Genomic DNA, 18,927 nt, shown 5'->3' with positions numbered 1-18,927 from the left:
CCATTGGAGCGCGAGAGTCGGTCTGCGACCCTGACGTTTGGGCGACCGCCGTGCCCCTCCACAACACGGGCTGGTGCTTAGGAGGGGACTGCTGCACGAGTAGGTGACAGTCGAGTTCAGGCGGCGAGGGCCTGGGGTTTGATCATCATGGCTTCGTACTCGATCGGGGTCAATCGACCGAGACGGACCTGACGCCGTCGGCGGTGGTAGGTCCGTTCGATCCAGGTCACGATGGCGATGCGCAGCTCGTGGCGGGTGGCCCAGCGGCGCCCGTCGAGGACGTTGTTCTGCAGCAGCGCGAAGAACGACTCCATGGCGGCGTTGTCGCCGGCGGCGCCGACCTGGCCCATCGATCCGACCAGGTCGTGGCGGCGTAGCTCGGTGAGAAACTTCCTCGAGCGGAACTGCGAGCCGCGGTCGCTGTGGATCACGCAGCCTGCGACAACAGAGCTGCCGCCGCGTCGGGCGACGGCGCTGGCGACAGCGTCGACCGCGAGCCGCGCCTTCATCCGGTCGCTGATCGAGTAGCCCACGATCCGTCCGGAGAAGACGTCCTTGACCGCGCAGAGGTAGAGCTTGCCCTTACCGGTCGGGTGCTCGGTGATGTCGGTCAGCCACAGCCGGTTCGGCGCCGACGCGGTGAAGTCGCGCTTCACCTTGTCGTCGTGAGCCGGAGGACCAGGACGCCCGCCCTTGCCGCGCCTGCCGCGGCGGCCGAACGAGCTCCACCAGCCCTGCCGGTTGCAGATCCGCCAGACCCGCCGGTCGCAGCCCTGCTGACCCGCGGCGCGGGCTTCGTCGGCGAGGAGGCGGTAACCGAACTCGGGGTCGTCGCGGTGGGCGTCGAACAGTGCGTCGGCCAGGTAGGCCTCGGCGAGATCCGTGTCGCTGACCGGACGGCTAAGCCAGCGGTAGTAGGGCTGACGGGCGAGCTTGAGGACCCGGCACGTCACCGCGACGGGGATCCCGTCGCCGGCGAGCTCACGCACGAGCGGGTACATCATTTTCCCGGCAGGTTCGCCTGCGACAGGTAGGCCGCCGCTCGGCGCAGGACCTCGTTCTCCTGCTCGACCAGGCGCAGTCGGCGCCGCAGGTCGCGGATCTCGGCCGACTCCTGCGACGTCGTCCCCGGCCGGTGGCCGTCGTCGACATCAGCACGGCGCAGCCAGTTGCGCAGGCACGACTCGCTGATGCCGAAGTCCTTCGCGACCTGGGCCAGCGGGGCATCACCACGACGAGCCACCGCCACGACATCGTCGCGGAACTCCTGAGGGTGCGGTCTGGGCACGAGCAACATCCTTCCAGCGGCGCCTTCCGGCACCACAGATCAGATGTCACCTACTCGTGCAGCAGTCCCGTCACCTACTCGTGCAGCAGTCCCGGTCACCAACCTCATGACCCGGTACATCTAGCCGTAGGTTCGGTGGACCCGGACCGCCCGACCGACTGTGTTGCGCCGCGCTGTTGCTGGTCCGCGTCCGACATCTCGACCTCGAGGTGCTCCGCTAAACATCACGCAGGGCCAGCAGCGTGGTCTCAGTCGAGCCCGTCACCGAGCCTGACCCCACCGTCGCACCCGTCCGCCCACCGAACACGTTTTCAACCGTTCGGGCGCCTTCCTCGGGTGCGAGATCAGTTCATCGGCCGGCCCCGGCTCACGCTGCCGGGCGGCGCCAGACCCGTTTTCAGCCCGCTCACCCCCGCACCCGTCGACGTCGGTGGCGCCAAGCCAGTGCTCTCCAGTCAGCGAAGGACCTCGCGGCGTCGGTCGGCTGCAAGCGCCGCTTCGGCTACCGCGCGAGCTCTTCTGCTCATCTAACCGCCCGCCAATGCGCGCCTCACACCCGCTAACGGGGACCGACATCGAGCGGCCGACCGCCACTTCCGACATGGGACACGGGTTGCACCCGGCCGCTGCAGGACTCCCGACTGCGCGGATGACGATCTACTGCGCGGACGGGTTTCCCCGCTAGATCGTGCGAGTGCTAAAGACCGCGAATCGTGCCGTCAGTGTCTGCGCGGCCGCAAGGCGCTAGCAATCGCTCAAACGCTAAGCGCTGGTTGCTGGTCGGATTGCTGGTCGCCCTGTCCAAAGCATGTCGTTCAACATTGCGCTTCCGACTGAAGAGCGATTGCTGGTCTGCCGGCCACGCCGCGGCGGGTGCCGCGGGCTATTCCCTGACACGGAAGAGGTCACTGGTTCGATCCCAGTATCGCCCACGAGCACGAAGGCCCCCGGAGATCCTCCGGGGGCCTTCGTCGTCCCCGGGCTCGGCGGGGACGCGACGGTGTGACGCTCGTCCTACCCGCCCGGCCTGAAGCCCGGCACGTCGCGCCCGAGCCAGGTCAGCGCCCCCGGCAGCTCGGCCACCCAGACGCTCATCCGGTGCCCCGCGTTCTGCAGGACGGTCGCGCTGACCGCCGTGGGACGGCGCACGTCGCGCAGGAACACCGCCGACGTCGAGTAGGAGTCCCGGTCGGCGTGCGAGGTCTCCAGCCAGATCGCCACCGGCGGCGGGTCCTTGCGCGCCAGCCTGAGCAGGTCGTACTCCCGGCCCAGCGCGCTCCGCGGCTCGAACGGGCGGTAGTACGGGCCGAACCAGGGCGTGAAGTAGCCGGCCATGACGACGGCGGCCGCGTAGGTCCCGGGGTGCCGCATCGCGGCCATCGCCGCGCACCAGCCGCCCGCCGACAGCCCGATCGTCGCCCAGGACTGCCGGTCGGTCCGCACCGCGAAGTGCGTCACCACCCAGTTGGGCACGTCGGTGGTCAGCCACGTCTCGACCTTCGGGTTGCTCCCGCCGCCGTCGACGCACTCGGAGTCCACGCCGACCGGCACCTCCGTCTGCGGGGACACGATGATCGGTGCGACCAGCGCACCGCTCGCGGACGCCTGGTCGACCGCCTGGTCGAGGTGGAGGACGTCGAGCCACTGGGTCGGCTGGCCCGGGTAGCCCTGGAAGGTCTCCAGCACCGGGTAGCGCCGGCCGGAGCCCGGGTCGTAGCCGGGCGGCAGCTGGACGACCACCGTGCTGGTGATCCCGCTGTCCCGGCCCTTGACCGTGTAGGTAAAGCGCGAGCCGGGGCCCGGCAGCGCCGGCAGCTGCCGTGGCGGTGTCGCGGTGATCGAGCGGCCCTGGCGCGCGGGCAGCCGGACCGCGGCCGCCCCGGCCGCGTTGCCGCCCTTGTCGATCGACGCCTGCTTCGGCGTCGCGCCGAAGCTGTTGGCCAGGTCGGTCCAGCTCGCGTAGAAGAGGAACTGGCGGTTCAGGAGCACGCCGGCCAGCAGCACCACCAGCACGTTCACCAGCAGCACCAGCCCGATCCGTCCCGCGACGGCCCCGACGCCGTTGCGCGCGAGCCGCGGCCACAGCACGAGCAGGCCGACGAAGGCGATCAGCGTCACCACCCCGACCAGGGTCGGGAACTGCCAGCTGATCAGGCTCATCGGTCCTCTGCTCCTCACCTGCGGTCGCCGGGCGCCCCGGGGACGAGCAGAGCGTGGGGCTCCCCGCTGAGCACGCGCCAAGCACGGGCCGCCCGGTGTGCCAGGGTCGCGACCATGAGAGTCGTCGTGACCGGTGGCAACGGACGTGCGGGACGCTGGGTCGTGCGCGACCTCGCCGGGGCGGGGCACGAGGTCGTGAACCTCGACCTGGCGCCGCCGCCGGCCGCGCTCGCGCTGCCCGGCGAGTTCTGCCAGGTCGACCTGACCGACGCGGGGCAGGTGTACGACGCGCTGGCCCAGTACCGTCCCGACGGCGTGGCGCACCTCGCGGCCAACCCCTCCCCGACCGGCCACCCCCGCGTCAGCGTCTTCGACAACAACGTCGTCAGCGCGCACAACCTGCTGCAGGCGGCCGGCGACCTGCGGGTTCCCCGCGTCGTCTACGCCTCGAGCGAGATGGCGACCGGGCTGCTCACCGACGGAGTCGTGCCGGAGCGGATCCCGTTCGACGAGTCCGAGCGCCGGCCGTCGCCCAACGCGTACGCCCTCAGCAAGTACATCAGCGAGGTGGTCGCGGACTCGCTGGTCCTCGCGAGCCCCTCGACGGCGTGGGTGGGGCTGCGGATCAACAACGTGATCGACCCGGACGGCTACGCGCGGTTCCGCGACGAGTGGGACGACCCGAGCCTGTCCAGCGCGAACTTCTGGAGCTACGTCGACGCCCGCGACGTCGGCACCGCCTACCGCGCGGCCCTCGAGGGCAGCAGCACCGGGCACGAGGTCTGCCTGGTCGCGGCGGCCGACACCCGGGCCCGGCGCGGCTTGCGCGAGCTGATGGCCGAGCACTACGACGGCTACGACCGCGTCGCGCCCGACCACGACGACCACGCATCGGCCTTCGACTGCACGAGGATGCGCGAGCTCTTCGGCTGGACGCCGAGCCACTCCTGGCACGACGCCCTCGACGAGGGCTGACCGAGGCTGAGCAGGAGGAGGGACCCGGCCTACTCGACGAGCGCGGCGAGGTCGCGGGCGGTGACCGTGGTGCCGAGCGCGACCTCGCCGTCGAGCACGCTCGCGAAGAGGGCCGCCTTGCGGGCCGACAGCTCGACGACCTTCTGCTCGACGGTGCCCGCGCTCACCAGCCGGTAGACGTTGACCGGACGGGTCTGGCCGATGCGGTGGGTGCGGTCGATCGCCTGGGCCTCGACGGCCGGGTTCCACCAGGGGTCGAGGACGAAGACGTAGTCGGCCTCGGTGAGGTTGAGCCCGACGCCGCCGGCCTTGAGGCTGATCAGGAACACCGGCGCGCTCCCCCGCCGGAAGTCCTCGACGACCTCGCTGCGCCGCGTCGTGCTGCCGTCCAGGTAGGCGTACGGGGTCCCGCGCTCGTCCAGGCGGTGGCGCAGCCGGGCCAGGAAGCGCGTGAACTGGCTGAACACCAGCGCCCGGTGCCCCTCCGCCGCGAGCTCGTTGAGGCGCTCGACCAGCTCGTCGAGCTTGGCCGACCCGACGCCCTCGTGCACCGGGTCGACCAGGGCGGGGTCGAGCGCGAGCTGCCGGAGCCGGGTGAGCGAGGCGAGGATCGTGATGCGGTTCTGCTCGAGCCCGTCGGGGTCGTCGAGGAGCTTGAGCAGCCGCTGCCGCTCCCGCGCCAGGTGCGTGTCGTAGACGCGGCGGTGCTGCGCCGACAGCTCCACCTCGACGACCTGCACCTGCTTGGGCGGCAGCTCGGCGGCGACGAGCTCCTTCGTCCGCCGCAGCACGACCGGCTTGATCTTCCGCAGCAGGGCCGGGAGGGCGTCGGGGTCGGCCTGCTGCTCGATCGGCTGCGCCACCGTCGTGCGGAACGCCTCGGCGTACGGGAACAGCCCCGGCGCCGCCAGCGACAGGATCGACCACAGCTCCATCAGGTTGTTCTCCAGCGGCGTGCCCGTGATGGCGAAGCGGCAGTCCGCCTCCACGTCGCGCAGCGCCGCCCAGGTCTTGCTGCGGTGGTTCTTCACCGCCTGCGCCTCGTCGAGCACCAGCCCGGACCAGCGCACGGCCGCGTACGCGTCCGCCTCCAGCCGCAGCAGCGTGTAGGTGGTGACGACCACGTCCGGAGGGGTGGGGTGGTCGGCGAGGGAGCCGACCGAGAACCCTCGCCCCGTCGCCGAGCTGGTGACGCTCACGACCCGCAGCCCCGGCGTGAAGCGCTCCGCCTCGGACACCCAGGTGCCGACGACGCTGGACGGCACGACCACGAGGAAGGGCGGGCGCGGCGCTGCGTCCCCGCTCGCGCCGTTCGTCTCCTCGCGGGCGCGGGCGATCATCGCCAGGGTCTGCACGGTCTTGCCCAGGCCCATGTCGTCGGCGAGGACACCACCGAGCCCGTGACGACGCAGGAAGGTGAGCCACTGGTAGCCGTCGTGCTGGTAGGGACGCAGGGTCGCCCGCAGGCCGTCGGGCAGCGGTTCGGTGGGCAGCTCCGCCTCGCTCCGGGCCAGCCGCCGCAGCGCGCCTGACGCCGCGGCCCACTCGCGCAGCTGGCCCTGCGTCGCGCCGATCTCGTCCACCTCGGCCAGCAGCCCGTGCGCCTGGCGGTTGAGCCGCACGACGTCGTCGCCGAGCTCCTGGTCGGCCTCGCCGTCGTCGGCGTCGCGGGCCCGCCGCCGGGCCGAGCGCCGGTCGGAGAAGGCCCGCGCCTCGGTGACGAGCCGGGCGAGGCGGTCGAGCTCGGGCCGGTCGAGGTCCACGTACGCGTTCTTGTGCAGCATCACCACGGTCTGGCCCGTGGCGAGCGCGGTCAGCACGGTCGGCAGCCCGAGCCACACCGTGCCCAGCTCGTCGTCCTCGACCGACACGAGGACCTCGAGGTCGAGCCAGTCGGTGCGGTCCTTGCGCTCGGCCGCGCCGCGCGGGTGGAACTGCACCTGCGGCACGCCCGTCACCTCGCGGAACTGCGGCGGCGCGCCGTTGGTGAGGATCTCGACGTCGGGGTGCGCCCGCAGCCGGGGCAGGTCGCGCTGGGCGAAGTGCATCGCCTCGGCGCCGCGCAGCCGCACCCCCGCGCTCAGCGTGCCGGGGCCGCGCAGGCCCAGGCCGAGCAGCGCGTCCAGCTCGTCGTCGGTGTGCAGCCGCTCGACGAGCGCGGCCTCGGCGGCGCGGTCGCGCCAGCCGCGGACGGAGTCGGGTCCCTCGTCCACCGCGAACTGCTGGGCGTCGTCGCCGCGGCGGTAGAGCCAGCGCCACGCGAGCTCGACCAGGCCGTCGTCGTCCCAGGTGACCTCGCCGCGCAGCGTGACCACGGCCGGCCCGGGGATGTCCACCGAACCGTCCCGCGACGTCACGGCGACGGAGGCCGCGAGGGCCGGGAGGTACTCCCCCACGAGCTCGGGGGCGGCGTCGGCGGCCACGCGGAGGTCCTGCCCGGTCCCGAGCCAGGCCCGGACCGAGGAGGGCACCGGTGCCCCGAGCGGGGCAAGGACCAGCCCCGTCGTCGTCTCCCCCGTCCGCTGCCGGACGACGACGCCGTGCGGCGGCTCGCCCACCAGCGCCACGTCGGACGCCACGTACGCACGCTCCTCGACGACGAGGCCGGCGCTGACGACCACCTCGCCGTCGTCACGGCGCACGTCGACCCCGACCTCGGCGGCACCCGTCGCGAGCCGGACCCCGACCTCGGGCTCGGAGGCGACGAGCGGCATCCCGCGCTCGACGGCGTGCCGCAGCGCGGGCCACACGCCCGCGCCGGCGGTGTGCAGGTCGAGGGCGTCGCCGCTCGAGCCGAGGTGGCTCCGGGGGCCGAGCAGCGCGGTCTTGAGCTCGGCCAGCACGGCCAGGTCCCGCGGGTCGGCCTCGGGCGGCGCCGGGGCCCGGCTCCAGGCCGGGGCGTACGGGTCGTTCCCGATCCGCGACCACTCGGCGCCCTTGCGGACCCACCGGCCGTTCCGGCCGCCGCGGACCGGGCGGACCCAGAGCCGCAGCGACGGCTGCGCCGGGCCCCAGCGGCTGCGGGGCGCCGCCTTGGGCAGGACGAGCTCGACGCCGAGCGGGACCAGCTCCGGCGCGTCGGCGCTGCGGGCCGCGACCTCGTCGAGCACGTCGTCGAGGACGGCGCGCCAGTCGGGGCGCCCGGGCGAGGTCATCGACTCCGTGAGCGCGCAGACGAGGGCGAAGACGTGCTTGCAGTCGAAGGCGACCGGGCAGGTGCAGCTGGTCCGGAGCTCGACCTGGGCCGGGCCGGTGCGCTCGGCGACGATCGAGGCGCGGTAGCCGACCGTGCCGGAGACGAGCCCGGAGGCGAAGAGCGAGCCGCCGTCCCACTCGTGCGAGAGGTGCCCGACCCGGCCCTCCGCGGCGTACTCCTGCCCGCGACGGCGCGTCCCCGGGTCGAAGGCGGCATCGCGGCGCAGCAGGGCGAGCACGTCGCCGAGCCCGACCGCGCTCACCCTCGCCTCACGCCGCACAACCTAGGCGGACCCTCCGACAGGACTCAGGCGCCGGTGAGCAGCTCGTCGCGCCGCGCGAGCACCTCGCGCTGCAGGAAGCGGCCCACCCGCTTGGTCGCGTGACCGTCGTCCAGCGGCGTGTACGTCTGCTGGAAGCGGCGGTAGCGCTTGGCGTAGGCGTGGCGCACGCCGGGCAGGTCGCGCAGCGCCTTGGTCAGCGCGTTCTGCGTGGTCACGACCGGGCCGGGCGCGACCGGCTCGAGGTCGAAGTAGAAGCCGCGGTCGACGTCGCGGTAGGTCGGCAGGTCGTAGGCGTAGAAGACCAGCGGCTTGCCGGTGACCGCGAAGTCGAACATCGAGGAGGAGTAGTCGGTGACGAGCACGTCGGCGGCGGCGTAGAGCTCGGCGATGTCGGGGTGCCAGGACACGTCCACGACCCCGGGCACGTCGATCGGCGCGAGCCGGTCGGTCATGAAGTAGTGCACGCGGGTCAGCAGCCGCACGCCGGGCCCGAGGTCGGCCGCGAGCTTGGGCACGTCGAGCGACAGCTCGAGCGGCGGCGCCGAGGGGTCGGCGAAGAAGCGGTCGCGGAAGGTGGGCGCGTACAGCACGACCGTCTCGTCGGGGGCGAGCCCGAGCTGGGCGCGGACCCGCGCGCGCACCTCGTCGACGCGCGGCGCCTGCAGCACGTCGTTGCGGGGGTAGCCCAGCTCGAGGACCTCGCCCTCCCAGCGGAAGGCGCTGCGCAGCCGGGGCGTGCTCGCGGGGCTCGGCGAGAGCAGGTAGTCCCAGCGGTCGACGTCGAGGTCGAGCCAGTCCAGCCGCCCCTCGGGCGCCCAGCGGACGTCGCGGTGCACCGTCTTGAGCGGCGTCCCGTGCCACATCTGCAGGTAGGTCGCGCCGGGCCGCTTCGTCCACTCGATCTCGATGTGGGTGTTGGCGAGCACGAGGTCGGCCGACTCCAGCACGTCCACCGACGCGGGCGAGCCATACGGCACCGTGCGCACGCCGGGCGGGAAGGCCGCCTGGTGCGCGGGGTGGGCGAGCCAGACGTGCTCGGCCGGGACGCGGTCGCGCATCCAGCGGTAGAGCGCACGGGCGTTGTCGCTGTAGCGACCGCCGAACGAGTCGTAGACGATCGTCCGGCGCTCGGAGGGCCCGGTGACCGTGCTGCGCTCGCTGCTCATAGGCGCAAAGTATCCCGTTTGCGCGCAACCCACACTGCCGCTCGCCCCGGAGGCCCTGTCACGGGGGCCCTCCTCGAGCGTCGTCCCCGACGACGCGAACCGGGTGCAAGCGGATGCATCGCCCACGATAGGACGTCCGGCCCGGGGCCGGTCCACCCCACCGGGTGTGTCGGCGGGAAGCGGTGGGATCGTGGGCGGATGAGCGCCGGACCCGCCCAGGACCCGAACCGGGGTTCGGATCGCGAGCCCGTCCTGCTGCGCCGCGGGAACCTCGTCGTCACCCGCGCACGAGCCCTGCAGGTGGCCGGCGTCCTCGTGCTGCTGCTCCTCGGGGCGGTGCTGCCGTACGTGTCGCTGGTCTACCTGAACGACGCCTCCGAGCAGGTCACCGGCCGGCCCCGGCTCTTCGACGCGGCGAGCCTGCTGGGCGGGCTCGACCCGACCTACCTGCCCGGCTACCGCCCGCCGGTCCGCTCCGACTACGACCTCGCCCTCAACCTCGCCGCGGCCGGGCCCGGCCTGCAGCAGATCGGCACGGTCGTGGCCGCCCTGACCTGCTGGGCGCTGCTGACCGAGGAGGTCAACCGCTTCGCGTGGTGGTTCCTGCACCTGTCCGGCTACCCGCTCGTGCTGGCGCCCGTCGCCCTGCTGGTCGGCCGCGTGCTGCTGGGGCGGCTCGACGTCGGGGTCGGCCTCGGCCCCGCGTGGGTGCCGGGCCTGGCGGCCGGGGTGCTCGTGCTGGTCGCCAGCTGGCGTGCCCGGGGGCGGATCGACAGCTACAGCGCGTTCTGAGCGCGCCCGCCGCCCTGGCAGACTCACGTCCCGTGACGGCGACCAGGACCCAGGTCGCCGTGCTCGGACTGGGCCCCGCCGGCCGCTCCGTCGCGCACCGCCTCGCCGCGGCCGGGGTCGACGTCGTCGCCGTCGACGCGAACCCGCACCGCCGCTGGACGCCCACGTACGCCGCCTGGGACGACGAGCTCCCCGCGTGGCTGCCCGCGTCGGTGGTCGCCACCCGGACACCCCACCCGCGGGCGTGGGCCGGTGGCGAGCACCGGCTCGAGCGCACCTACGACGTGCTCAGCACCTCGCGGCTGCAGGACTCGCTGGACCTGCGCGGCGTCGACGTGCGCGACGCGACCGTCCTCGACGCCGACGCCCACCGGGTGCGCACCGGCACCGGCGAGGTGGTCGAGGCCGACCTCGTCCTCGACGCCCGCGGCTCGCGCGTCAGCACCGAGCGGGCCGCGCAGACCGCGTACGGGCTCGTGCTGCCCCACGAGCGGGCCGCGCCGGCCGGCGGGCCGTGGTTCATGGACTGGCGCGACGACTGGCGCGGCGAGGGCGGCGCCGGGGTCGAGGCCCCGCCGTCCTTCCTCTACGCCGTCCCGCTCGACGAGCGGACCACGCTGCTCGAGGAGACCTGCCTGGTCGGGCGGCCGGCGCTCGGGCTCCGCGAGCTGCAGCGCCGCCTGGAGCGGCGCCTGGCCGCGCGCGGGGTCGTGCTCGACGGGACCGAGCGGGTCGAGCGCGTGCGCTTCAGCGTCGAGCCCGACCCGCGGGCGTCGCGCCCCGCCCGGCAGGCACCGCCCGACCGGCCCGTCGCGCTGGGCGCGCGCGCCGGGCTCATGCACCCCGCGACCGGCTACAGCGTCGCGCTCGCGCTGCGCCTGGCCGAGGACGTCGCCCAGGCGGTCGCCGGGGGCCGCGACGTCTGGTCGGTCGTGTGGCCCGCGCGGGCCCGGCGGGTCCAGCAGCTGCGCGACATGGGGCTGACCACGCTGCTGCGGCTCCCGCACGGAGGGGTCGAGCAGTTCTTCGCCGCCTTCTTCGCGCTGCCGCCCGACCGGCAGCGCGCCTACCTCTCCGACCGCACCGACCCCATCGGAACGGCCGCGGCGATGATGCGGATGGCCCGCACGCTGCCGCCGCAGCTCACCGCCGTGGCGGTCGGGTCGGCCCTGCCACGATGGGGCCGTCACAGCGGGACCACCCGCCGAGCACGAGGAGCCTGACGTGGAGCTGGACCTGACCGACAGGGTGGTGCTGGTCACCGGAGCGGGGCGCGGCATCGGGCGGGTGATCGCCGAGACGTTCGTGCGCGAGGGCTCGGTGGTCGTGGGCGTCGACCTCACGGCCGAGGCCGTGGCCTGGCTGCCCGACGGCGCCGGGCTGGCGGCCGACGTCACCGACGGCGAGGCCACCCGCGCGCTGGTCGCCGACGTCGTCGAGCGCTTCGGGCGCGTCGACGTCCTCGTCAACAACGCCGGCATCAACGTCGAGGGCTCGATCGAGGAGCTCACCGACGACGACTGGGACCGCTGCTTCGCCGTGAACGTCGGCGGCGTGTTCAAGATGTGCCGCGCCGTCGCGCCGGTGATGAAGGCGCAGCGCAGCGGGCGCATCGTCAACGCCGCGTCCTTCGCCGCCATCGTGCCGAGCGTCGGCGCGGGGGCGTACGCCGCCTCCAAGGCCGCGGTCGTCCAGCTCACCCGCACCCTCGCCGGCGAGCTCGGGCCGTGGGGCGTCACGGCCAACGCGTACGCCCCGGGCATGGTCCCGACCGCGATGAACGGCTTCGCCGAGATGCCGCAGGCCGCCCAGGACCGCCTCCTCGACACCCTCACGCTGCGGCGCTGGGGCGAGCCGCAGGAGGTCGCCGACGCCGTGGTCTTCCTGGCCAGCGACGCGGCGCGCTACGTCACGGGCACGCTGCTCGACGTGAGCGGCGGCAAGCTCGCGACCCAGCTGCCGCAGCGTGCGTACGAGCGCGCCGGCGCGACCGACCGAGGGACCGGTGCATGAGCGGCCGCGTCGTCTGGCTCACCGGTGCCGGCAGCGGGATGGGCCGCGCCGCCGCGGTCGCGCTCGGGGCGCAGGGCCGCCGGGTCGCGCTGTCCGGGCGCCGGCCCGACGCGCTGGCCGAGACCGCCCGGCTGGTCACCGACGCCGGCGGCGAGGCGCTCGTCGTGCCCCTCGACGTCGCCGACCCCGACGCGGTCGCACCGGCCCGCGACGCGGTGCGCGAGCGGTGGGGCCGGGTCGACGACCTCGTGCTCGCCGCCGGGCTGAACACGCCGCGGCGGGTCTGGGCCGACCAGGACGTCCCCACCTTCGCCGCCGTCGTCGCGACGAACCTCACCGGCGTCGTCGCCACGGTCGACGCCGTCCTGCCGGACCTGCGCGAGGCGGGCGGCCAGGTCGTCGTCGTGTCCTCGTACGCGGGGTGGCGCTTCTCCCCCGGCGCCGGCGTCGCCTACTCGGCCAGCAAGACCGGCCTGACGGCGGTGTGCCAGAGCCTGAACGCGGCTGAGGCGGTCCACGGCATCCGGGCCTGCCACCTCTGCCCCGGAGACGTGGACACCGACTTCCTGCGGATGCGCCCGAACGTGCCCGACGCCGACGCGCGCAAGGTCATGCTGAGCGCCGAGGACGTCGCGCGGGCGGTGCTCTTCGTGCTCGAGTCCCCCGCTCACGTACGGATCGACGAGCTGGTGATGAGCCCCGTCTCGCAGACGTGAGGCGTCCCGCCGCCCGCCGTAGCCTGTGGCGGTGACGGAGCAGGGCGGGCGAGCACCGCAGAGGAGTCCCTTCGGCTGGGCGGAGCCGCTCCCGGACGCGGAGGTCGAGCGCGCCCTCGTCGTGGCCGCGCACCCCGACGACGCCGACTTCGGCGCGGCCGGGACGGTGGCCGGCTGGGTCGCGGCGGGCGTCGAGGTGACGCTGCTGCTGTGCACCCGCGGCGACCAGGGCGGCTTCGACGACACCCCTCGCGAGGAGATGCCGCTGCTGCGCGAGCGGGAGCAGCGCGCGGCCTCGGCCGAGCTCGGCGTCACCGACGTGCGCTTCCTCGACGGCTTCGGCGACGGGTGGCTCGAGCCGACCTGGGAGCTGCAGCGCCAGATCGTCCGGGTGCTGCGCGACGTGCGCCCGCGCCGCGTGCTGTGCCAGTCGCCGGTCCGGATGCTGCAGCGCCTCCAGGCCTCGCACCCCGACCACCTCGCCGCCGGCGAGGCGACGGTCCGGGCGGTCTACCCGGCCTCGGAGAACCGCTTCGCCTGGCCCGAGCTCCTCGACGAGGGCCTCGAGCCGTGGAAGGTCGTCGAGCTCTGGCTGATGGCGCACGAGGACAGCCAGCACGTCGTTGACATCACCGACCGCTTCGACCGCAAGCTCGCCGCGCTGGGCGCGCACGCCTCGCAGACCGGGCACCTCGGCGACGGGCTCGAGGAGATGCTGCGCGGCTGGAACTCGGCGAACGCCGAGCGCGCCGGGCTGCCCGCCGGTCGCCTGGCCGAGGTCTTCGCGGTGACGCGCATCAACTGAGGCCGTTCACTGAGCCTGCGTATGGGCTTGGCCTGCCCGCGCAGAGTGTCTGCGGGAGGTCGACGTGCGACGAGCTGGCAGGACGAGACCCGGGCTGCTGCCCGCCCTGGCCGTGGTGGTCGCCCTCACGGGGTGCACGCCGGACGCCGAGCGCGACGAGCCCGCACCACCCGGACCGACCGGGTCGACGAGCGGGGCGCCCCCTGGGCCCGACCCGGGTCCCGATCCGGGGCCGGCCGCGCGGCTCAGCCCGGTGACGCTGGCCTTCGCCGGTGACGTGCACTTCGAGGGCGACGTCGCCGACCTCCTCGACGAGCCCGGCTCGACGCTCGGGCGCATGTCGGGTGCCCTGCGCTCGGCCGACGTGGCCGTGGTCAACCTTGAGAGCGCGCTGACGACCGGCGGCTCGCGCGCCCGCAAGGAGCTCGAGGACCCGGCGCAGCGCTACTGGTTCCGCAGCCCGCCCGCGGCCCTCGACCTCCTGGAGCGCTCCGGCGTGGACGCCGTGTCGATGGCCAACAACCACGGCGCCGACTTCGGCGCGGCCGGCCTGCGCGACACGCTGCGCGCCGCCCGCGGCGCCGACGTGGCGGTCCTCGGGGTCGGGGCCGACATCACGCAGGCCCTCCGCCCGTACGAGACGACCGTCGACGGGACGCGGGTGGCCGTGCTCGCGGCCGACGCCTCGCCCCTGGAGAGCCGCTCCTCGATCTGGGACGTGGCGAAGGGCGGCCCGGGCGTCGTCCGTGCCGGCTCCCGGCTCGTCTCGGCCGTCCGGGACGCCGACCGGGAGAACGACGTCGTCGCGGTCTACCTGCACTGGGGCGCGGAGAACACCGCCTGCCCGACCGACGGCCAGCTCTCCCTCGCCCAGGACCTGGCCGACGCGGGTGCGGACGTCGTGGTCGGCTCGCACGCGCACCAGCCGCAGGGCGCCGGCATGCTCGGCAGCACCTACGTCGCCTACGGCCTCGGCAACTTCCTCTGGTACCACGGCAACCAGTCCGACACCGGCGTGCTGCGCCTCGAGGTCGCCGACGGCGGTGTGGTCGGCGAGGAGTGGGTGCCCGGCGAGATCGGGGAGGACGGCGGGCCGCCGCGACCGCTCGGCGGCGGCGCCCGCGACCGTGCGGTCGAGGACTGGGAGGACCTGCGCGGCTGCACCGGCCTCGCCCCGGGCCCTGGTTCCGTGGCCGAGGCGGAGGGCTCCGGTGACGGCGCCAGCACCGCGCTGCCCGCGTACGCGTCCTCGATCAGGACCCTGCCGGCGGCGGTGCGGACGCGGATGCGCGAGGCGAGCCACCGCTCCGAGCGCTGCCCCGTCGAGCTGGCCGACCTCCGGCTCCTCGAGCTCACCCACCTCGGCTTCGACGGCCGGGCGAGGACCGGCCAGCTCGTCGTGCACCGCGACCACGCACGCGACCTGGTGGTGGCCTTCGGCGAGCTCTACCGGGAGCGCTTTCCGATCGAGCGGATGCAGCTCGTCGACGACTACGGCGGCGACGACGACCGCTCGATGGCCGCCAACAACTCGTCGGCCTACAACTGCCGCACGGTCGCCGGCTCCTCGGGCTACTCCCGCCACGCGTACGGGGCGGCGGTCGACGTCAACCCCGTGCAGAACCCGTACGTCACCCCGGGCGACGTCGCGCCCGAGGCGGGCCGGCGCTTCCTCGAGGTCGACCGCGCCGGCAGCGAGGACCTGCCGCCGGGCGTGGTCGCCGACGGCGACGTGGTCGTGCGGGCCTTCGCGAAGGTCGGCTGGTCGTGGGGCGGCACCTGGGCCGACCCCGACTACCAGCACTTCTTCACCGGCTGAGCCGGCGCGTCCCTAGGCTGCCCGCACGAGCGGCACCGGGGAGTCGCTCGTGCGCTGGGCCGCCGCCGAGCGCGCGTTCGGCTTCCTCGGCGACCCCGACTGGAGGAGAGACCCATGGCGACGAAGCCACCGAAGAGCTGGGCGGACAAGTACACCGACCCCGACCTGCGTGCGCGGCTCAAGGACGAGGTCCAGGCCGACGACAAGGGCGGCAAGCCCGGTCAGTGGAGCGCGCGCAAGGCGCAGCTGCTCAAGGCCGCGTTTGAGCGCGAGGGCGGCGGCTACCTCGGCGAGAAGGACGAGACGCAGCAGCACCTGTCGCAGTGGAGCCAGGAGGACTGGCAGACCTCTGACGGCGGCGCCGCGACCACCGGCTCCGCGCGGGAGAAGGGCGGCGCCTCCAAGCGCTACCTGCCCAAGGATGCGTGGGACGAGCTCAGCGAGGACGAGAAGAGGGCGTCCGACGCCAAGAAGGCCGAGGGCAGCGCGCAGGGCGAGCAGTTCGTCGCCAACACCGACGCCGCCAAGAAGGCCGGCGCCCATGCGCGGGCCCACGACGACCCCGGCGTCGACGGCTACGCCGACCTCGACGCCAAGGAGGCCGTCAAGGCGGTCGGGCGGCTCGACGACGCCGGCTCGCTGGACCGCGTCGAGGCGTACGAGCGGGCGCACGGCGACCGCAAGACCGTGCTGGACCGCATCGGGCGGGTGCGTTCGCGCCTGTCCTGAAACTCCTCGGGAACGACCTGGAATTTCCACATCGAAGTCTTCGTTGCGAAACCTCGGTTGTCAGATCGAGGAGCGTGGACGGTGCAGGTCGTGGGGCAGGGCGTGGGGCGTGGCAGTCGGTGGGTCGTGGGGGCCTCCGCGGTCGCGATGCTGGGGTGGGGCACGGTGCTGCCGTACCAGTACGCGTACGCCGCCGACACCCGCGGGTGGGGCGGGGCGGTGGCCGCGGTCGCGGCGAGCCTCTTCTCCGTCGCCGCGCTCGTGGCCGGTCCGGTCGGCGGCCGCCTGGCCGACCGCTGGTCCCCCGCGCTCGTCGCCGTCGTCACCAAGGTCGCGGCGGCCCTCGCGGCGGGTTCGCTGATGCTCGCCGACACCCCGACCGCGTACGCCGTCGGCATGACCGCGTTCGGCTTCGCCATGGCCGCGGGCGGGCCGGCGCAGTCGGTCCTGCTGCTGCAGACCAGCGCCAGCACCGACCGCCGCACGATCTTCGCGTGGCTGGCCGCCGGGCAGGCGCTCGGCATGGGGATCGGCGCCTTCGTCGCCGGCTACCTGGTCGACCTCGCGCGTCCGGACGGGCTCGACGTCGGGTTCGGCGCCGCGGCCGCGGGCTACCTGGTCGCCGCCGGCATGATGGCGCTCGTCCCGCGCACGCCGGCCGCGGGCGCGACCGCCGCCGACGTCCCCCGCGGGCGGGGTCAGGCGGCGCAGGCCCTGCGCCTCGTGCTCGCCGCCCCGGCGCTGCGCTGGACCGCGGTGCTGACCGTCGCCCTCGCGCTCGCCTTCTACGCGCAGTTCGACACCGGCCTGCCCGCGTACGCGCTGACCGTCCTGGACGTGCCCGCGCGCACCGTCGGGCTCGCCGCCGCGGTGAACTGCTTCGTCCTCATCGCCCTGCAGCTCGCGGTGGTCCGCTGGACGGCGAACCGTCCGGCCGCGCCGCTGCTGATGGCCGTCGGCGCGATCTGGCTCGCCTGCTGGGTCGGTCTCGGCGCCGTCGCGTCGTTCCCGGGCCTGGCGGCGGTCGTGCTCGTGAGCACCTTCGGCGTCTTCGCCCTCGGCGAGACGATGTACGGCCCCGTCCTCAACCCGCTGGTCGCCGGGCTGGCCCCGCAGGGCCACGTCGGCGCGACCCTCGGGCTCTTCACCGGGCTGCAGACCGGCGTCTCCGCGCTGGGTCCGCTGATCGCCGGCGTGGCCCTGAGCGGCGGCTGGGGTGGCGGGAAGGGCGTCGGCTTCGTCGCCCTCCACGTGCTGATCAGCGCGGTCGCCGTCGGCGCGGCGTGGCAGGTCCACCGCCACCTCGGCGGGCGTCCGGTCAGCCGCACCCAGCCGGCCGCAGAGCCCGACGAGGAGCTGCAGGCGGCGTAGGGCTCAGCCGGCCTTCGCGGCGGCCTTCGCCTGCTTCTTGAAGGCGCGCACCTTCTGCAGGGACTCGGCGTCGACCACGTCGGCGACCGAGCGGAACTCGCCCTCGTTGCCGTACGCCCCGGCGGCCTCGCGCCAGCCGCCGGGCCGCACGCCCCACCGCTTGCCGAGCAGGGCGACCATGATCGACGCCTTCTGGTCGCCGAAGCCGGGCAGCGCGGCGATGCTCCGCTTGAGCGCCGGCCCGTCCTCGACCGCCGCCCAGAGGTGCACCGCGTCCCCGTCGTGCTCCTCGACGAGACGCAGGGCGACCTCGTGGACGCGCTTGCCCATGGAGCCCGGGAAGCGGTGCACGGCCGGCTTCTCGGCGCACAGGGCGACGAAGTCGTCGACCTCGAGGGCGGCGATCGCCGGCACGTCGAACGTCCCGCCCATCCGCGTGGCGATCACCTGCGGCCCGGCGAACGCCTTCTCCATCGGGATCTGCTGGTCGAGCACCATGCCGACGAGCAGCGCGTTGCCGCTGGTGGTCAGCAGGTGGTCGGCCTCGGGGTCGCCGGTGATCCACAGCTCCTGCGGCGCCCGACGCCGCTCCTGCGCGCTCATCCGGCCATCCTGCCGTGGTCATCGACGACGAGGGGCCTTGGCGTCCGGTAGACAGCGGCTGTGGACCTCGGACGGCGCGGCGGTGTCCTGGCTGGCGCCGCCCTCGTCGTCCTGTGGAGCTCGGGCTTCGTGGGGGCCGAGCTGGGCGTGCGCGCCGGGGGCTCTCCGCTGGCGCTGCTCGGGTGGCGGTTTGCGCTGCTGGCCGCCGCGCTGCTCGTGGTGGCCGCCGTCCGCCGGATGCCGCTGCCGGGTTGGCGGGCCTGGGCGCGGCAAGGCCTGCTCGCGCTGCTGTGCCAGGTCGCCTACCTCCTGCTGGTCTTCGAGGGCGTCGCCCACGGGGTGCACGGCGGCACGGCGGCCCTGATCGCCGCCTTGCAACCCCTGCTGGTAGCCACCGTGGCGGGCCGGCTCCTCGGCGAGCGGTCGACGCCGCAGACCTGGATCGGCATGGCGGTCGGGCTGGCCGGGGTCGCCGTCGTGGTCTCGGGCGACGTCGCCGCCTCCACCGCGCCCGCGTACGCCTACCTCCTCCCCACCGCCGGGATGCTCTGCCTCGCCAGCGGGACCGTCCTGACGCGGCGGCTGCGGCCGCCGGAGTCGCTGATGCAGAGCGTCACCATGCAGGCCGTCGTCACCGCCGTCGCGCTGATGGGTGCGGCCGCGCTGACCGGCCAGGCGGCTCCGCCGGCGAACGGCGGCTTCTGGGTCGCCGTGCTCTGGCTGATCGTGCTGACCAGCCTCGGCGGTTACGGGATGTACACCTACCTGACCCGCACCCGCGGCGCGACCGTGGTGAGCACCCTGCTCTACCTGACCCCGCCGACGACGATGCTGTGGGTGTTCGTGATGTTCGGCGAGCCCGTCACGCTGCTCGGGCTCGTCGGTCTGGCGATCACCGCGGTCGGGGTGCTGCTGGTCCTGCGCCGGCTCCCCGGAGCGACGTCGCCGGCCGCGGACCCCGATGCCGCCCCCTCCCCGTCGTGACGCCGCCGGCCGACGCGTATGCCCTGC

At 74.3% G+C, this 18,927-nt stretch carries 15 protein-coding genes and 1 tRNA gene; 11 read left to right on the top strand and 5 right to left on the bottom strand.

Annotated elements, in window-relative coordinates:
* Positions 1 to 116 precede the first annotated feature (116 nt).
* Positions 117 to 1,288, bottom strand: a protein-coding gene (locus tag BLU42_RS06245) for an IS3 family transposase (protein WP_172825759.1) whose coding sequence is annotated in 2 segments (ribosomal slippage) — positions 117 to 1,007 and positions 1,010 to 1,288 — 1,170 coding nt in all. Because the reading frame shifts where the segments join, the coding sequence is not laid out codon by codon here.
* 838 nt (positions 1,289 to 2,126) lie between these two features.
* Here BLU42_RS06245 and BLU42_RS20510 point away from each other — a divergent pair.
* Positions 2,127 to 2,220, top strand: a tRNA-Ser gene (locus BLU42_RS20510).
* A gap of 82 nt (positions 2,221 to 2,302) precedes the next feature.
* On the opposite strand, the gene BLU42_RS06240 is transcribed toward BLU42_RS20510, so the two are convergent.
* Positions 2,303 to 3,448, bottom strand: a complete 1,146-nt coding sequence (locus tag BLU42_RS06240) for an alpha/beta hydrolase (protein WP_091073717.1) — start codon at positions 3,446 to 3,448, stop codon at positions 2,303 to 2,305.
* Between the two features lie 114 nt (positions 3,449 to 3,562).
* Between BLU42_RS06240 and BLU42_RS06235 the strand changes: the two genes are divergently transcribed.
* Positions 3,563 to 4,423, top strand: a complete 861-nt coding sequence (locus tag BLU42_RS06235; protein WP_091073716.1) for an NAD-dependent epimerase/dehydratase family protein — start codon at positions 3,563 to 3,565, stop codon at positions 4,421 to 4,423.
* A 29-nt stretch (positions 4,424 to 4,452) separates the two neighbouring features.
* Here the strand turns inward: BLU42_RS06235 and BLU42_RS06230 are convergent, their stop codons facing one another.
* Positions 4,453 to 7,881, bottom strand: a complete 3,429-nt coding sequence (locus tag BLU42_RS06230; protein ID WP_091073715.1) for a DEAD/DEAH box helicase — start codon at positions 7,879 to 7,881, stop codon at positions 4,453 to 4,455.
* Positions 7,882 to 7,925: 44 nt separating this feature from the next.
* Entirely contained in the window at positions 7,926 to 9,068 is a 1,143-nt protein-coding gene (locus tag BLU42_RS06225; RefSeq protein WP_091073714.1) for a CDP-glycerol glycerophosphotransferase family protein, read from the bottom strand.
* 198 nt (positions 9,069 to 9,266) lie between these two features.
* Here BLU42_RS06225 and BLU42_RS06220 point away from each other — a divergent pair, with 198 nt between their 5' ends.
* The 8 genes from BLU42_RS06220 (at position 9,267) to BLU42_RS06185 (ending at position 17,313) form a co-directional block, all read left to right on the top strand.
* On the top strand, positions 9,267 to 9,860 hold the full coding sequence (locus tag BLU42_RS06220; protein ID WP_091073713.1) for a hypothetical protein: 594 nt from the start codon (positions 9,267 to 9,269) through the stop codon (positions 9,858 to 9,860).
* A gap of 32 nt (positions 9,861 to 9,892) precedes the next feature.
* Positions 9,893 to 11,083, top strand: a complete 1,191-nt coding sequence (locus tag BLU42_RS06215; RefSeq protein ID WP_091073712.1) for a lycopene cyclase family protein — start codon at positions 9,893 to 9,895, stop codon at positions 11,081 to 11,083.
* A gap of 1 nt (position 11,084) precedes the next feature.
* Entirely contained in the window at positions 11,085 to 11,873 is a 789-nt protein-coding gene (locus tag BLU42_RS06210) for an SDR family NAD(P)-dependent oxidoreductase (RefSeq protein WP_091073711.1), read from the top strand.
* On the top strand, positions 11,870 to 12,589 hold the full coding sequence (locus BLU42_RS06205) for an SDR family oxidoreductase (protein ID WP_091073710.1): 720 nt from the start codon (positions 11,870 to 11,872) through the stop codon (positions 12,587 to 12,589). Before BLU42_RS06210 ends, BLU42_RS06205 begins: the two co-directional genes overlap by 4 nt.
* A gap of 31 nt (positions 12,590 to 12,620) precedes the next feature.
* Positions 12,621 to 13,394, top strand: coding sequence for a PIG-L deacetylase family protein (locus tag BLU42_RS06200; RefSeq protein ID WP_091079591.1), 774 nt, complete (start codon positions 12,621 to 12,623; stop codon positions 13,392 to 13,394).
* 64 nt (positions 13,395 to 13,458) lie between these two features.
* Entirely contained in the window at positions 13,459 to 15,213 is a 1,755-nt protein-coding gene (locus tag BLU42_RS06195) for a CapA family protein (RefSeq protein ID WP_091073709.1), read from the top strand.
* A gap of 114 nt (positions 15,214 to 15,327) precedes the next feature.
* Complete coding sequence (locus tag BLU42_RS06190) at positions 15,328 to 15,942, top strand: hypothetical protein (protein ID WP_091073708.1); 615 nt, start codon at positions 15,328 to 15,330, stop codon at positions 15,940 to 15,942.
* A gap of 126 nt (positions 15,943 to 16,068) precedes the next feature.
* A complete protein-coding gene (locus BLU42_RS06185; protein ID WP_157719847.1) occupies positions 16,069 to 17,313 on the top strand; it encodes an MFS transporter in 1,245 nt (414 codons plus the stop codon).
* A 3-nt stretch (positions 17,314 to 17,316) separates the two neighbouring features.
* Here the strand turns inward: BLU42_RS06185 and BLU42_RS06180 are convergent, their stop codons facing one another.
* Entirely contained in the window at positions 17,317 to 17,916 is a 600-nt protein-coding gene (locus BLU42_RS06180; protein ID WP_091073706.1) for an HhH-GPD-type base excision DNA repair protein, read from the bottom strand.
* A gap of 60 nt (positions 17,917 to 17,976) precedes the next feature.
* On the opposite strand from BLU42_RS06180, the gene BLU42_RS06175 reads away from it, so the two are divergent.
* Entirely contained in the window at positions 17,977 to 18,900 is a 924-nt protein-coding gene (locus BLU42_RS06175; protein WP_091073705.1) for a DMT family transporter, read from the top strand.
* Positions 18,901 to 18,927: the final 27 nt, after the last annotated feature.

This window comes from Microlunatus sagamiharensis, from assembly GCF_900105785.1.
GTDB lineage: Bacteria > Actinomycetota > Actinomycetes > Propionibacteriales > Propionibacteriaceae > Microlunatus > Microlunatus sagamiharensis.
Note: the sequence above shows the minus strand (reverse complement) of the source record. Positions and strands in the feature narration are given on the sequence as shown.